Origin of the sequence: Bradyrhizobium sp. SZCCHNR1053 (assembly GCF_032381235.1) — a bacterium.
In the GTDB taxonomy this organism is placed as follows: Bacteria; Pseudomonadota; Alphaproteobacteria; order Rhizobiales; family Xanthobacteraceae; genus Bradyrhizobium.
In genome coordinates this window covers 80,029-93,739 of the sequence record NZ_JAUHJM010000011.1, presented here as the reverse complement: position 1 = coordinate 93,739, position 13,711 = coordinate 80,029, and the positions used below count along the sequence as shown (strand labels likewise).

12 protein-coding genes are annotated in these 13,711 nt (G+C 64.5%); 5 read left to right on the top strand and 7 right to left on the bottom strand.

Going from position 1 to position 13,711, the window contains the following annotated elements; all coding sequences use genetic code 11:
* Positions 1–41: 41 nt before the first annotated feature.
* Positions 42–332: a DUF6881 domain-containing protein gene (locus tag QX051_RS23020; protein ID WP_315758776.1), complete on the bottom strand. Its 291-nt coding sequence runs from the start codon at positions 330–332 to the stop codon at positions 42–44.
* A gap of 369 nt (positions 333–701) precedes the next feature.
* On the opposite strand from QX051_RS23020, the gene QX051_RS23015 reads away from it, so the two are divergent.
* On the top strand, positions 702–1,643 hold the full coding sequence (locus QX051_RS23015; protein WP_315777707.1) for a DUF817 domain-containing protein: 942 nt from the start codon (positions 702–704) through the stop codon (positions 1,641–1,643).
* A gap of 157 nt (positions 1,644–1,800) precedes the next feature.
* Here the strand turns inward: QX051_RS23015 and QX051_RS23010 are convergent, their stop codons facing one another.
* Positions 1,801–2,037, bottom strand: coding sequence for a hypothetical protein (locus tag QX051_RS23010; protein ID WP_315777706.1), 237 nt, complete (start codon positions 2,035–2,037; stop codon positions 1,801–1,803).
* Positions 2,038–2,256: 219 nt separating this feature from the next.
* Between QX051_RS23010 and QX051_RS23005 the strand changes: the two genes are divergently transcribed.
* Positions 2,257–2,631: a thiol-disulfide oxidoreductase DCC family protein gene (locus tag QX051_RS23005; RefSeq protein WP_315737048.1), complete on the top strand. Its 375-nt coding sequence runs from the start codon at positions 2,257–2,259 to the stop codon at positions 2,629–2,631.
* 97 nt (positions 2,632–2,728) lie between these two features.
* Here the strand turns inward: QX051_RS23005 and QX051_RS23000 are convergent, their stop codons facing one another.
* Both QX051_RS23000 and QX051_RS22995 read right to left on the bottom strand, forming a co-directional pair.
* Positions 2,729–3,049, bottom strand: a complete 321-nt coding sequence (locus QX051_RS23000; protein WP_315777705.1) for a hypothetical protein — start codon at positions 3,047–3,049, stop codon at positions 2,729–2,731.
* A gap of 452 nt (positions 3,050–3,501) precedes the next feature.
* Complete coding sequence (locus QX051_RS22995) at positions 3,502–4,014, bottom strand: hypothetical protein (RefSeq protein WP_315777704.1); 513 nt, start codon at positions 4,012–4,014, stop codon at positions 3,502–3,504.
* Between the two features lie 257 nt (positions 4,015–4,271).
* Here QX051_RS22995 and QX051_RS22990 point away from each other — a divergent pair, with 257 nt between their 5' ends.
* The 3 genes from QX051_RS22990 (at position 4,272) to QX051_RS22980 (ending at position 10,184) form a co-directional block, all read left to right on the top strand.
* Positions 4,272–5,090 (top strand): lytic murein transglycosylase, encoded by an 819-nt coding sequence (locus QX051_RS22990; protein ID WP_315777703.1) that lies wholly within the window; start codon positions 4,272–4,274, stop codon positions 5,088–5,090.
* A gap of 81 nt (positions 5,091–5,171) precedes the next feature.
* Positions 5,172–8,828: a trifunctional transcriptional regulator/proline dehydrogenase/L-glutamate gamma-semialdehyde dehydrogenase gene (gene putA / locus QX051_RS22985; protein WP_315777702.1), complete on the top strand. Its 3,657-nt coding sequence runs from the start codon at positions 5,172–5,174 to the stop codon at positions 8,826–8,828.
* Positions 8,829–8,936: 108 nt separating this feature from the next.
* Positions 8,937–10,184, top strand: a complete 1,248-nt coding sequence (locus QX051_RS22980) for a metal-dependent hydrolase family protein (RefSeq protein WP_315777701.1) — start codon at positions 8,937–8,939, stop codon at positions 10,182–10,184.
* Positions 10,185–11,185: 1,001 nt separating this feature from the next.
* On the opposite strand, the gene QX051_RS22975 is transcribed toward QX051_RS22980, so the two are convergent.
* The 3 genes from QX051_RS22975 to QX051_RS22965 all read right to left on the bottom strand — a co-directional run bounded on the left by QX051_RS22975 (position 11,186) and on the right by QX051_RS22965 (position 13,316).
* Positions 11,186–11,521, bottom strand: a complete 336-nt coding sequence (locus QX051_RS22975) for a hypothetical protein (protein WP_315777700.1) — start codon at positions 11,519–11,521, stop codon at positions 11,186–11,188.
* A gap of 519 nt (positions 11,522–12,040) precedes the next feature.
* Positions 12,041–12,463 carry a hypothetical protein gene (locus QX051_RS22970; RefSeq protein WP_315777699.1) on the bottom strand — a complete coding sequence of 141 codons (423 nt, stop codon included), beginning with the start codon at positions 12,461–12,463 and terminating at the stop codon, positions 12,041–12,043.
* Positions 12,464–13,166: 703 nt separating this feature from the next.
* Positions 13,167–13,316 (bottom strand): hypothetical protein, encoded by a 150-nt coding sequence (locus QX051_RS22965; protein ID WP_315777698.1) that lies wholly within the window; start codon positions 13,314–13,316, stop codon positions 13,167–13,169.
* Positions 13,317–13,711: the final 395 nt, after the last annotated feature.

Genomic DNA, 13,711 nt, shown 5'->3' with positions numbered 1-13,711 from the left:
GAAAGCAGGCGGGGTTGTGTAATGCGTGGCCATGTTTGGAGTTACTGGCGCGAATGCCGTGCATTCCAACGACGCTCGAAAGCCTCCTGCGAAATCTCTTCGGGTACAAACTCGGGATCTCTCGCGATTTCGGCCAGCGGAGGAACGGGGATCGAGCCGAGTCGCGTGCCGTCGGTTGCTTCGGTGGCGCTTGCGAATCCCACCGTGCCATCGCGAAATATTTCGAGCTTGCGCGTTTCAAAGCGCTCCCGATCGAGCTCGCTCCACAAGTCAACTGGCTCATCCTGAAAGTCGTGAAGCCAGCGCACTCGTATATAGATGTTCTCGCCCATCGTTGGGATCATACACCGCGAACAACCTCTGCGAACCATATCATGTGTAGCAATGGTAGGGTGGGCAAAGGCGAGGCTTGCTGTGTCGACTTGCGCCATCGCTGCGTGCGCCGTGCCCACCGATCACGGGCGCCGCACTTGATGGTGGGCACGCGCCGCCTATCGGCGTCGCTTTGCCCACCCTACGGCACCGGGGCTGAGCCACTTTCATCGTCGCCGCGGAGCCGTGCGTTGGATTGTCGCTGCAGAAAAGTCAGCCTTCGCACGTCCGCACGTGTCCGCGCTGCGGCGGGAAGAGACGGAACTTTACGCTGACGCGGCATGACACGCGGCTGCTAGTCATCGGTGTCCTCACCGATCCGGCCTTCCATGCAGCACGACGAAGTCTCATCATCTGTTTTCCACGCGCCCGCCAGCTCTGCCGCGATCTGGGCGCCACTGCGTCCCTTCATTGTCGCCGAAGCTCGGCTCGCTGCGCGCGCGGCGGAGACGCCCTGGACCGCAGCCCTCTACGAATTCCTCCGCTTCGGCGTGAAGCAGGGCTGGGCCTGCTTGTTCGGCGGCATCGCGGTGGCGCTGATGCTGCTGACGTGGCAGTTCTATCCGGCGACCGCGCCGCTCGCGCGCTATGATTTCCTCTTTCTCTGCATGCTCGGTGTTCAGGCCGCGCTGCTCGCCACAAGGCTCGAGACCTGGGAGGAGGCGAAGATCATCCTGATCTATCACCTCGTCGGCACAGTGATGGAGCTGTTCAAGACCGCGACCGGCTCCTGGATCTATCCCGAGCCGAGCCTCATCCGGCTCGGCGGTGTGCCGCTGTTCTCCGGCTTCATGTATTCCTGCATCGGCAGCTATCTCTGCCGCGTCTGGCGCCTGTTCGACTTCCGCTTCACCGGCCATCCGTCACGGCGTTGGCTGATCGGCTTGAGCGCGGCGATCTACCTCAACTTCTTCACTGACCACTATGGGCTCGATCTGAGATTTGTGCTGTTCGGTTGGGCTACGCTTTTGTTCGCGCCGGCCACGGTCCACTTCAAGGTCTGGCGCGTGCACCGCGCGATGCCGCTGCTGCTCGGGCTTTTCCTGGTGTCGCTGTTCATCTGGCTGTCGGAGAACGTCGGCACCTTCACGCGGGTCTGGCTCTATCCGCAGCAGGCGCATGGCTGGACCATGGTGTCGCCGGCCAAGCTCGGCTCGTGGTTTCTGCTGCTGATCATCAGCTACACGCTGGTCAGCCTGATCAACCGGCCGAGGGAGATGGACGCTGGCGAAAGCGCTCTGTTGCCGGAGCGCCAGAAGCAAGCGGCATAGCGCACTGCCGTAGGGTGGGCAAAGGCGCTGGCACGGTGGTTAGGCTGGGGACGGTGTGGCGCGCCGTGCCCACCGCGTTTCGCGGCAGGCACCTGATGGTGGGCACGCGGCCGCCTGGCGGCGGTCGCTTTGCCCACCCTACGGCAGCGCGGCTGAGCTACTTCTTCTTCGCCCCGACGCGTTCCAGCGACTTGATCTGAAGCGGCGGGCGGCCCGACTTCTCGGCGATGTCGCGGTCCTGCTCCATGATGAAGCCGCGGGCGGGCTCGTCGCCGTCGAGGCCGCCGAGCAGGTCGGCCGGGACGCGGCGGTTGGAGCGCTGCGAGCCGTCCTCGTAGGTCACGTTGAAGAAGGCGAATTCGCCTTTGGGATTGGAGCCGGGTTTTTTCGCCATGGAGGCGCTTTACGGCGGCGGGGCCTGTCCGGTCAATGCAAGAAAATGCTTATCCGCTGCCCGAATTTGACTTTTTTGTCATATGGTTTTCGCCGAATCGGCAGGGCGGCCAGAGCGATCACGGACCGGCCGGCGGGGTCCCGAAACTCCTCGATTTTGCCGGATGAAAGTGCGTTCATCGTGGACGTCTCACCCCCGCCGCGAATGCAGCCCATGTCGATGCCCCAACTCACCATCTGGTACAACACGCGCTGCCCGGTCTGCGACGCCGGCATCGACTGGCAGCGCAACAAGCTCCTGGCGTTGGTGAAGTCGGGGCGGGTTGTGTTCAAGGACATCAACGAGGAGCCGCAGGCGCTGGCTGAGTTCGGTGTCGACGTCGACGACGTCCGCCGCCGCCTGCACGCCACCGACGAGGAGGGGGAGCTGATCACCGGCGCCGACGTGGCGCTGCTGCTGTGGGCGCTGACGCCCGGCGAGGGCTGGCTCGCCACGCTGTTCGGCAACCGCCTGGTGCGCCCGCTGACGCGCTTCGGCTACGACCGGTTTGCGGATGTGCTGTTCGCCTGGAACAAGCGCAGGGGGCATTGGTGAGGCGACGATTGAGAGGATATCGCGCCGAGCTCAGCTTTTCACCTCTCCCCGCAAGCGAGGCGAGGGAGCGCACCGTCTGTGCAGCAACAGTTCGACTCTAACGCCGCCGCACCTTGACCTGGGCATGCACCCGCGTGCCGCCGCTCGGACCGTCCTCATCATCACTGCGGCCGAGCGCCATGATCGCGGTGCCCATCGCGGTCGAGCCGAAGGTGACGAAGAACGAGCCGAGCAAGAGGCCGATGGCGACTCCGGGCGAGTGGTCGGCGAAGATCAGGTGACGCAGGCCCCAGGGATCGAGCAGCAGCAATCCGCCGACCAGCACCACGGCCATGCCGAGGCCGAGCGCGAGGTTGATCGCGAGCAGGCGGAACAGAGGGATCTGGAGCAATCGGCGCTGGCATTGATTGTGCTGCATCGGCGATCTCCCGATGGGATCGTGAACGACAATGATATCGTAGCATCGACGGCGGCAGGCTCAAGGCCCGAGCCGCCCGGGACGGACATGGCTGTGTCGCGGCGAGGGCGCGTCGTTTCGGGACAGGCTGGATCGAACGTGAGGTGCGGAGAGGGGGCTGCTTGCCGTGGTTGCCTGCTGACCTCGTCGGGATACGAGCCGTGATCTCACCTCACGCCGTCAATCCGGGACGCTCGCGCCAGCGAGCGAACCCGGAATCTCGAGCTTGGTATGCAGATGCGTTCCTCAGCTCCAGATTCCGGGCTCGCTCTCTCCGCGGCAAATCAGCTTTGCTGATTTGCTGCTACGCGAGCGCCCCGGAATGACGGAACAAGGCGAAAGCGCCATGCTCAACACCACAGACTCAAAACGACGGCCGCCTCTGTCGCGTAAACCTCGGCGCACCGCAGCCCTCACGCCGCCTCGCCCTCCGCCACGCCATGCTGCCTGGCGATCACGCTCTGCCAGACGCTGGCGATGGCACGTTGCGTCTCCGGCGCGATCAGGCAGTGGCCCTCATTGTCGAAGCCGCAGAAGCGCACCGAGGGATCGTGCCTCACCTCGATCAGCGCCTTGTTGATCATCTCCAGCGACGCCATCACCTGGCCGATGTTCTGCAGCCGCGTGTGATGCAGGATGTCGATCAGGCGGAACATCATGATCGGCGGCTGGCCCATCGCAATGCCCGGCCGGCCGAACTCGAAGAACACGTTCACCGCCGGCAGCGCGCTCTGGATCTGCGCCAGGACCTTCGCCGCATCCTCGACGCTGCAGGCGACGAGATGCGTGCTCTGGGCGGGGAGGGCAGGCGTCGGCGGCGCCTCCGGGCCGAGCCCGAGGCCCGACAGCACCTGATGCTCGATCCAGCGCCGCACCTCCGGTGGCGCCGAGCGGATCTGGTCGGCAGACAGCGTAATCCCGATCATGGCGTCGTCTCCATTTCGGCCGTGGAGCCTAGGGAGTCATGATGGCGCGGTATTGACGAGGATCAAGCGGGGGTGAGTGCACCGCCGTTGCGGCTGCCCCACCTCCAACCCTCCCCCGCAGGCGGGAGAGGGAGCGCACCGGCTCCGTGATCGGCGCTTTGCGGCACGCCGCCGCCGTTTTGACGTCAGCATTTCGCCCGTGCCATGATCGCGCTGCGCCTGGAATCACGAAGCTCTGAACTGACGAAGGATCCCGCATGCTCTTGCGTCGTCTCGCCGTGCTGCTCGCGGCCTCGTTCTCGGCCCTCTCAGCGGCAAGCACCGCGCAGGCGGCGCGCTGCGGTGGCGACTTCAATTCCTTCATCGCGGGCTTCTCGGCGGAGGCGCAGAGCGCCGGCGTCTCGGGCGGCACGATCAGCCAGGCGCTGTCGGGCGTGACGCTCGATCCGGCCGTGCTCGCCTTCGACCGCCGCCAGCGCTACACCTTCAACAAGAGCTTCGAGCAGTACGTCTCGACCCGCGTCGGCGCGGGCCGCATCAATGGCGGCCGCGCCATGCTGCAGCGGCACGCGGCGCTGCTGTCGCGCATCGAGCAGCAATATGGCGTGCCGCGCCAGATACTGGTCGCGATCTGGGGGCTGGAGACCGATTTCGGCAAGGGCGACATGGGCAAGCTGCCGGTGATCCGCACGCTCGCCACCCTGGCGCATGACTGCCGCCGCACCGAACTGTTCCAGGGCGAGCTGCTGGCGGCGCTGAAGATCGTCCAGCGCGGCGATCTCACTCTGCGCGATCTCGTCGGCGCGTTCGCCGGCGAGATCGGGCAGACCCAGTTCCTGCCGTCGTCCTACATCAAATACGGCGTCGATTTCGATGGCGACGGCCGCGTCGATCTGCGCCACTCCACCGCCGACGTGCTGGCCTCGACCGCGAACCTGCTGCACAGCAACGGCTTCAAGATGGGCGCGCCCTATGACGAGGGCTCGGCCAATTTCGAGGCGATGCGCGAGTGGAACAGGGCGGTGATCTATCGCAAGACCATCGGCTACTATGCCGATCAGTTGATCGGGCGGTAGCGCGGGTCGTCGCTCGCTCTGTGCTCTCAGGCCCCGTGCATGCGCGGTGAATGACCAGGATCGCTTCAGAGGAGACGGGTCATGTCGCAGTCGTCGCCGCGACCGTTCGCCGCGTTCGATGCCCAGGTCCAGCGCCAGAACGGGCTGCGCGCTGCGATCACCTCGGCCTATCGCCGCGCCGAGCCGGAGTGCATCGCGCCGCTGCTCGATCTCGCCGCGCTCCCGGAGGCATCGTCGGCACGTGCGGCCGGTCTGGCGCGGGATCTGGTCCTGCGTCTGCGCGGCAAGGCGCAATCCGGCGGCGTCGAGGGACTGATCCACGAATATTCGCTGTCGAGCCAGGAGGGCGTGGCCCTGATGTGCCTGGCCGAGGCGCTGCTGCGGATCCCGGACACGGCGACGCGCGATGCGCTGATCCGGGACAAGATCGCGACCGGCGATTGGCGCGCCCATATCGGGCACAGCCCGTCGTTGCTGGTGAACGCGGCAACCTGGGGCCTGATCGTCACCGGCAGGCTGACGGCCGCGACGAGCGAGGATAGCCTGGCCTCGGCCGTCACGCGGCTCATCGCCCGCGGCGGCGAGCCGATCATCCGCAAGGGCGTGACGCTCGCCATGCGCCTGATGGGCGAGCAGTTCGTTGCCGGGCAGACCATCGACGCCGCGTTGTCCAACGGCCGGCCGTGGGAAGCGCTGGGCTTCCGCTACTCCTATGACATGCTCGGGGAGGCGGCGACGACGGCGGACGACGCCGCGCGCTACTTCGCGGCCTACGAGACGGCGATCCATGCGATCGGGCGCCATTCGGCCGGTGCCGGCATCTACGAAGGGCCGGGCATCTCGATCAAGCTCTCGGCGCTGCATCCGCGCTATGTCAGCATCAAGCGCGGCCGCGTCATGGGCGAGCTGCTGCCGCGACTGAAGCAGCTGGTGCTGCTCGCGCGGCGATACGACATCGGCCTCAACATCGACGCCGAGGAAGCCGACCGTCTCGATTTGTCGCTCGATCTGCTCGAGGCGCTCTGCCGCGATCCGGACCTCGCCGGTTGGAACGGCATCGGCTTCGTCATCCAGGCCTATCAGAAGCGCTGCGCGTTCGTCGTCGATTGGCTCATCGACCTCGCGCGGCGCTCGCAGCGCCGGCTGATGGTGCGCCTCGTCAAGGGTGCCTATTGGGACAGCGAGATCAAGCGCGCGCAGGTCGATGGCTTGGAGGACTTCCCGGTCTTCACGCGCAAGAGCCATACCGACGTGTCCTACCTCGCCTGCGCCCGCAAGCTGTTGCGCGCGCCGGACGCCGTGTTCCCACAGTTCGCGACGCATAATGCGCGAACCCTGGCATCGATCGTCGAGATGGCCGGCCCCACCTACGAGCGCGGCCAGTACGAATTCCAGTGCCTGCACGGCATGGGCGAGCCGCTCTATGAGGAGGTCGTCGGGCCGGCACGGCTCGGCCGCCCGTGCCGCATCTACGCCCCCGTCGGCTCGCATGAGACGCTGCTGGCCTATCTGGTGCGCCGGCTGCTCGAGAACGGCGCGAACACCTCCTTCGTCAACCGCATCGCCGATCCGGCCGTGTCCGTTGACGATCTGATCGCAGATCCGGTCGCCATCGTTCGCGCGTCGGAACGCCCCGGTGCCCCCCACGACAAGATCAGGCGTCCGCCTGACCTGTTCGGCCCGGGCCGCGTGAACTCGGCCGGCTTCGATCTCTCCGACGAGAGCGCGCTGGCGCGTCTCGGCGCAGGGCTGGCAACGAGCGTGAGCCGCGATTGGAAGGCCATCCCGTCCGGGGCGACGGAGTGCGAAGGCGCGCGCCTCATTCGCAATCCGGCCGATCGTCGTGACGTCGTCGGCGCGGTCAGGGATGCGGCGGCGACAGAGATCGAGGTTGCGCTGTCGCGGGCCGTGAATGCCGGGACGGTCTGGGCCGCGACCAGCGCAGGCGTGCGCGCAACATGCCTGCGCGCCGCGGCGGACGCGATGGAGGCGCGCAGCCTCGTCCTGATCGGGTTGATCGTGCGCGAAGCGGGCAAGACCTTTGCCAACGCCGTCGGCGAGGTGCGCGAAGCCGTCGATTTCCTGCGCTACTATGCAAGTGAGATCGAGGGTCTCACAGAGGGCGGCATTCCCGACCCGCTCGGGCCGGTGGTCTGCATCAGCCCCTGGAATTTTCCGCTCGCGATCTTCACCGGCCAGATCGCAGCCGCGCTCGCGGCGGGCAATCCGGTGCTGGCGAAACCTGCCGAGGAAACGCCGCTCATTGCCGCCGAAGCCGTTCGTATCGTCCACGAGGCCGGCGTGCCGACCGACGTCCTGCAACTGCTGCCCGGTGACGGCAGCGTCGGCGCGGCTTTGGTCGTGGACCGCCGCATCCAGGCCGTGATGTTCACGGGATCGACCGCCGTCGCGCGGCTGATCCAGAAGCAGCTCGCCGAACGCCTGACGGTGCATGGACAGCCCGTGCCGCTGATCGCGGAGACCGGGGGCCAGAACGCGCTCGTCGTGGATTCCTCCGCGCTTGCCGAGCAGGTCGTCGGCGACGTCATCGCCTCGGCCTTCGACTCCGCAGGCCAACGTTGCTCGGCGCTGCGGATCCTGTGCCTGCAGGACGACGTCGTCGATCGCATCCTGTCGATGCTGCGTGGCGCCATGGCCGAGCTCGAGCTGGGCAACCCGGCTTTGCTGTCGGTCGACGTCGGACCGGTGATCAGCGAGGAGGCGCGCGACACCCTCTCCGCCCACGTGGCGGCGATGCGCGCCCGCGGTCATGCCGTGGAGCAGCTGCCCCTGCCGCCGCAGGCCGCTCACGGGACCTTCGTTGCTCCGACCATCATCGAGATCGCCAGGATCTCCGATGTCGAACGCGAGGTGTTCGGGCCCGTGCTCCATGTCCTGCGCTACCGGCGGGAGCGACTCACCGAGCTCATCGATGCAATCAATGCAACCGGCTACGGACTGACCTTCGGCGTCCATTCGCGCATCGCGGAGACGATTGCCCGCGCCTCGAGCCGCATTGCGGCCGGCAACATCTACGTCAACCGCAACGTCATCGGGGCGGTGGTCGGCGTGCAGCCGTTCGGCGGCTCCGGCCTGTCCGGGACGGGGCCGAAGGCGGGCGGTCCGCTGTATCTTCGACGACTGTTTGCGTCGCCGCCGCGCCAGACGTCCGGATTGTCCGGTCGCCCCGACGAGGCCGTGCGCGCCTATCTCGGGTGGTTGCGCGCAAGGGGGCATGCGAACGCAGCGCGTGATTGCGAGGCCCATCTGTCACGCACGCTCGCCGGCGTCGAAATCGAGCTGGCGGGTCCGGTCGGCGAGCAGAACATCTACTGCATCAGGCCGCGCGGCGCAGTGGCCGCACTGGCGCGCACGGAGGATGCGCTGCTGATCCAGCTCGGCGCCATTCTGGCCACAGGCAACCAGGCAATCATCGAGGCGTCGAACCCCGCGCGCGCCGCTCTGGATGGTCTCGCCGATCAGGCGCGCGGCCGCATCGCAGTCGTGGAGAGCTGGCGGGCGGTCGAGGCTCTCGACGCAGTTCTCTCCGACGGCGATGCGCCGGAGCTCATCGCGCTCGGCAGGGAGCTGGCGGCGCGCGCCGGGCCGATCATCCCGCTCGTCGCCAGGCGCGCCGCGGACGGCGGCTACGACATCGACCGGCTGGTGACGGAGAGCAGCCTCTCGACCAACACGGCGGCGGCCGGCGGCAATGCCAGCCTGATGTCGATCGGATGAGCGGACGCAGCTATTCCGTCTTGAGCTGGCTCAGGGCCGCGGGACAGGATAGGGGATGAAGAGCTCAGCTCTGCTGATGCCCTGTTCGTTCTGATCGAGGACACCTTGATGTCGACCATCCTGTTCAAGAATGCCGCGCTGCTCGACCCGCTGCAGCCCGACTTGCGCGAGGGCCATGACGTGCTGGTCGAGGACAATCTGATCAAGGAGGTGTCCGACCGGCCGCTGCAGACCAGCGCCGATCAGACGATCGATCTTGACGGCAAGACGCTGATGCCCGGCCTGATCGATCTGCACGTGCATGCGATCGCGGTCGAGCTCAATCTCGCACAACAGGTGCAGATGCCGAACGTGCTGGTCACCCTGCGCTCGGCGCTGCTGCTGAAGGGCATGCTGCGGCGGGGTTTTACCACGGTGCGTGATGCCGGCGGCGCGGGCTATCCGCTGAAGCAGGCGGTCGACACCGGCCTCACCGAAGGTCCGCGGCTGTTCGTCTCCGGCCGGGCGCTCAGCCAGACCGGCGGCCATGGCGACATGCGGGCGCGGACGGATTTCCTGTCCGACAACGCTCCTTGTCCCTGCTGCGTGCGCGTCGGCGCGCTGGCCCGGGTGGCAGATGGCGTCGATGCGGTGCGCAAGGCGGTGCGCGAGGAGCTGCAGATGGGCGCCGACCAGATCAAGATCATGGCGTCCGGCGGCGTGGCCTCGCCGACCGATCCCGTCGGTGCGTTCGGCTACTCGGAGGACGAGATCCGCGCCATCGTCGCCGAGGCCCGCGCGCGGCAGACCTACGTCCTGGCGCATGCCTACACGGCGGAAGCCATCGCCCGCGCCGTCCATTGCGGCGTGCGCACCATCGAGCATGGCAATCTGGTCGACCTTCCGACCGCGCGCCTGATGGCCGAGAAGGGCGTCTATGTCATCCCGACGCTCGTCACCTATGAGGCGCTCGCCAATGAGGGCGCGCAGTATGGCCTGCCGCCGGAGAGCGTCGCCAAGATCGCCGATGTGCGCGATGCCGGCCTGCGCTCGCTCGGCATCTACCGCGACGCCGGCGTCAAGATGGGCTTCGGCAGCGACCTGCTCGGTCCATCGCAGCGCCTGCAGAGCGATGAATTCCGGATCCGCGCAGAGATCCTTGGTCCCCGCGAGGTCATCGCCAGCGCGACCGTGATCGGCGCCGAGGTGCTGGGCATGGAGGGCAAGCTCGGCCGGATCGTGCCCGGCGCCTTCGCCGATCTGCTCGTGGTCGCAGGCAATCCGCTGCGCGACGTCTCATGTCTGCTCGGCCAGGGCGAGCACATTCCGCTGGTGATGAAGGCGGGCAAGGTGCACATCGACAGGCTGAACGCCTGAGGCAACTCGGCGCCGAAATCCACCGGGCCAATGGTCGACAGCCGTGGCGTTTGTGCGCGCTGTCATGCGGGACGTCCATCGTCTCTCCACCGCCTCGACGCTGCGGGCGCCGACATCTGCGATGAGTGCTTCTTAGAACGCAGTCATTCGGCCTCGCGGCGCTCCGTGCGTCCGAGTTGTGCGGGTCGTTTCGCCCTCATCGACGAAGAGGGCGCAGGGAATGCCGGGAGCTGGCCGCCCCCATGGCCCGCCTGCGAAAAAAATGCAGGCGGCAGGTACCACAGGTTCAGCCGAGACATCCCGGCATTCCCCGCGCGATGGTTGGGCGGCTTATACGTCCTCTCCCCGGGGACCGGCTGTCTTGCCCCCGTCACGAACGGATCATCGTCACCGTCCGCTTGGCCTCAGCACCGGGAGGCCAGGACCCTACGATTTCGCCGGCGCATCGGGCTCGTTCGTCCGCACGACTGCTCGCGCTGCGATCCAATGCACCCACCGCATCCCGCACCCACGTCTCGTGACGATCGCGAAGCGCCCCTCATGGCGGGACGGGATGCGCATAGTCAATCATGTTTTTCTGAAAAACGAAAGTAGAATATTTTCGTGGAAGGACTGGACAAGGGTGATGTGCTTGTGGCGGTGAGTGAAATCAGCTTCTGGGCGCATCGCATCAGAGGTCTACTTGTCAGTCATACGCGCCTGGCTCCGGGCCCGCACGAGTCTCGAGAAGCATATCCGTTCAAGCCCAGCCGGCCGACGTCTTTGGCGGCGGCCGGAAGGTCCGAGAAGGGCGAGTTGCGGACGTGACTGGGCCGCCCGACCGTGCCCTGAATGGCCCCGGAGGCTGCCGACTTGCGGCGCTGCATCAAGTCGGCAACTATCGCAGGTACACCGGCCGTGACGCTAGCTCGTTCGGGAAAGCAGCTCGTGACCCTGAACGGACCTCGCGCTTCTCGGATCTAGGTTTGCATAAAAACTTGTGCTCAGATGAGCACGCCCGATCAAGGGATGCCTCGGCAACTCATATCGTGCATTTGCTGGTCTATCAGCGCAATCGAAGCCTGCTGGTCAGGTGGCAGTGAGGTTTCGTGTCCCGACATCGGCCTCCAGTACGTCAGAAGAATTGTGCCCGTTTCACCTTGAGCATTGCGATATTTCATCGTGATTTCGATACTCTTGTCCTCGCCTGAGGACTTATCGCCGGGCTCTGGCCCGGAAAGCCAAGTAGGGATGACGGTGATGGGGCGCGAGGTGTCAAAGGTGCCTGCTTGTCCTTTCTCCGTGAGGGCACTCAGCGCCGCGTAATCCTCTTTCGTCGGATAAAGAACAAGCGACATACCCACTCGCCACTGCGCGACTGGACCGGTCGCCACGACCTCTCCATGAAGCGCTCTATCGGGTGTCATAACCCCAAACCAGCAATCATTTGGGATTGATGACGCACCGTGCGCGTACAGGGGAAACAAGGTCAGGGCGGATGCAAGGATCAGGTGCTTGCGCTTTTGTGACATAATTCAAGTCTCACCTTTCCGCCTCCACAACGAGACCGCAAGTCTTTGCGGTCGCCGCTCCTGGTTCGTAGGGGGTAATGTTTTCTAGGCTGACGCGATAGCCGGTCAACTGGCAGTTCACCCTAGCCAAAACCAAGGCCACGCGACACAGGCGACGAAGTGCGAAATGCCTATGCCTGTGTGGCAGTACACATAGATAATACCGTTCGTCGCAGCGATGCAATCTGATCGGCTGATGAAGAATTGAAAGTAGATGGAGTGCAGAACTCCAATGCAGATGTAGCCGACGGCTATGCAATATAAAACGGCACCGCTTACCTTGAGCGCAAGCATTACCGAGTCCCCTCACCTGTTGCGCGGCTTATCCTCAACCTTAGCCATCATCGAAACCGTATCTATGTAGAGCCTTCGCTCTTTCCGCATGCCGTCACGCTGGGTTTCAAACTTAGCAATGGCCATAGACCATTGATTGGCGTCTTTGCCAAAGCAACCGGCATCCAAGACAGAATGTAAATAATCAATCATGTCGTCCAAAGCGGCGATCATCTTCGACGTCTCCACGACGCCCTCCGCTATGGCAACAAGAGGCGGTTGGTCTTTGTTGCTTTTCATGTCGCGAAGATGCGAGACGACGCTGTTTTTGTATTCGTCGGCGGCGGCCTGCAACGCCGCCTTCTTCGGGAGGGCCTGACTATTGAGATCGGCGCAGTCGGCCCAAGCCGATGGGGCGCATAATAGCAAGAGAGCGGTCGCAGCGAATGCTTTCATGGTCTAAGCCACCTCCCCGCCTTTGATCATCGAGCAAAACCTTGGGTTGTCAACTAGCCAGAGGTATCAAATCGGAAAAGAAACGAGTACAATCGCGGTATGGTCAGGTAACGGGGGATGTCGCATGAGGCGAGCATTTGCAGTCTTCGGGATAGCTGGAGGACTAGCAATTGGTACGAGCCCCGCGAGCCTTGCGCAGTATCTCACCGGCTCCGTCCGAGAGAATTTCGTTAAGAGCACGGCCGCCGGATGTATACGGGCCAAGGCCACGGCGAATGATCCAGACGCGAACCTCATTCCTAATTCGCTCTATGAAGGCTACTGCCGCTGCTATGCAAGCGTGCTAGCCGACAAATTGAAAGTCTCAGACATAGAGGCGGACAACAGGACGGTGACGGACCCGATAGTTAAGGCCGCCGGGACCAGCTGTTATCACGCGATGAAGGCTGAGGCGTTAAGATTGTACAACGCAGGCCAGTATCCAAAGCGATGAGCATTCTGCGTCATCTAACGAACTGCCTCAGAAGCTAAAATGCGTGCGCGCAATCTTCCTGCGCCTCGCACAACGCAGCCCCTTGGTGATGTCGCCTGTTGGCCCTTACCGACGAAATCCGATGTTCGCCTACACGTCTGCTGTGAGGGGGAGATCGGAACCGGCGGGCGTGCCAAATCGACGCTCATGACCCGGAGCGGAAGTTGACGGTCAGTCTTTCATGCCATCGAGACCGGGATGATCTTTGTAAATGTTGTCCTGAAGCACAGTGTCTATCCGAGCTATGATATCGCCGACCGATGTCCTCAATCTCAGAAACTCATCTTCTGGAGAGGCTTCTTTGGCGAGCGTGAGCGCCAAGGATAGCTCCTCAATGACTCGCTCTACGTGCTGTTTAAATCGTGCGGCTGATTTTACGTCCATACAACCATCTCGCGGGAACAGGGCCTGCCATTACAAATGGTAGCATACCTGCCTTTTGACCAAGAAGCCTTCCAAATAGTGGAGCGCTACCGTTCCGCTAATGGCCCATGGCTGCCGCCCCAAGATGTCCGCGCGAACGGTCAGGACCGGAGGTAACCCGGACATAGTGATCCAGCCCGGTTCGATCGTGAATACCAGCAGCCCTCCACGTCCGTAATGGGCTGAGAGCGTACGTGATCTGCCTGCCTCGGTGGCGTCCGTAATGGGCTGAATGCGGACGCCGGGAATTCGGTCGCGAAGGTCTGCAGTTGACCAGTGGCAAGCTCGTCAAC

Bases quoted from the DNA above. Each gene is read 5' to 3' on its own strand.
- QX051_RS22970 (WP_315777699.1), bottom strand. From the start codon at position 12,463: ATGAAAGCATTCGCTGCGACCGCTCTCTTGCTATTATGCGCCCCATCG.
- QX051_RS22975 (WP_315777700.1), bottom strand. From the start codon at position 11,521: ATGTCGCTTGTTCTTTATCCGACGAAAGAGGATTACGCGGCGCTGAGT.
- QX051_RS23005 (WP_315737048.1), top strand. From the start codon at position 2,257: ATGCCCCAACTCACCATCTGGTACAACACGCGCTGCCCGGTCTGCGAC.
- QX051_RS22990 (WP_315777703.1), top strand. From the start codon at position 4,272: ATGCTCTTGCGTCGTCTCGCCGTGCTGCTCGCGGCCTCGTTCTCGGCC.
- QX051_RS23010 (WP_315777706.1), bottom strand. From the start codon at position 2,037: ATGGCGAAAAAACCCGGCTCCAATCCCAAAGGCGAATTCGCCTTCTTC.
- QX051_RS23015 (WP_315777707.1), top strand. From the start codon at position 702: ATGCAGCACGACGAAGTCTCATCATCTGTTTTCCACGCGCCCGCCAGC.
- QX051_RS22995 (WP_315777704.1), bottom strand. From the start codon at position 4,014: ATGATCGGGATTACGCTGTCTGCCGACCAGATCCGCTCGGCGCCACCG.
- QX051_RS23020 (WP_315758776.1), bottom strand. From the start codon at position 332: ATGGGCGAGAACATCTATATACGAGTGCGCTGGCTTCACGACTTTCAG.
- QX051_RS22980 (WP_315777701.1), top strand. From the start codon at position 8,937: ATGTCGACCATCCTGTTCAAGAATGCCGCGCTGCTCGACCCGCTGCAG.
- QX051_RS23000 (WP_315777705.1), bottom strand. From the start codon at position 3,049: ATGCAGCACAATCAATGCCAGCGCCGATTGCTCCAGATCCCTCTGTTC.
- putA (WP_315777702.1), top strand. From the start codon at position 5,172: ATGTCGCAGTCGTCGCCGCGACCGTTCGCCGCGTTCGATGCCCAGGTC.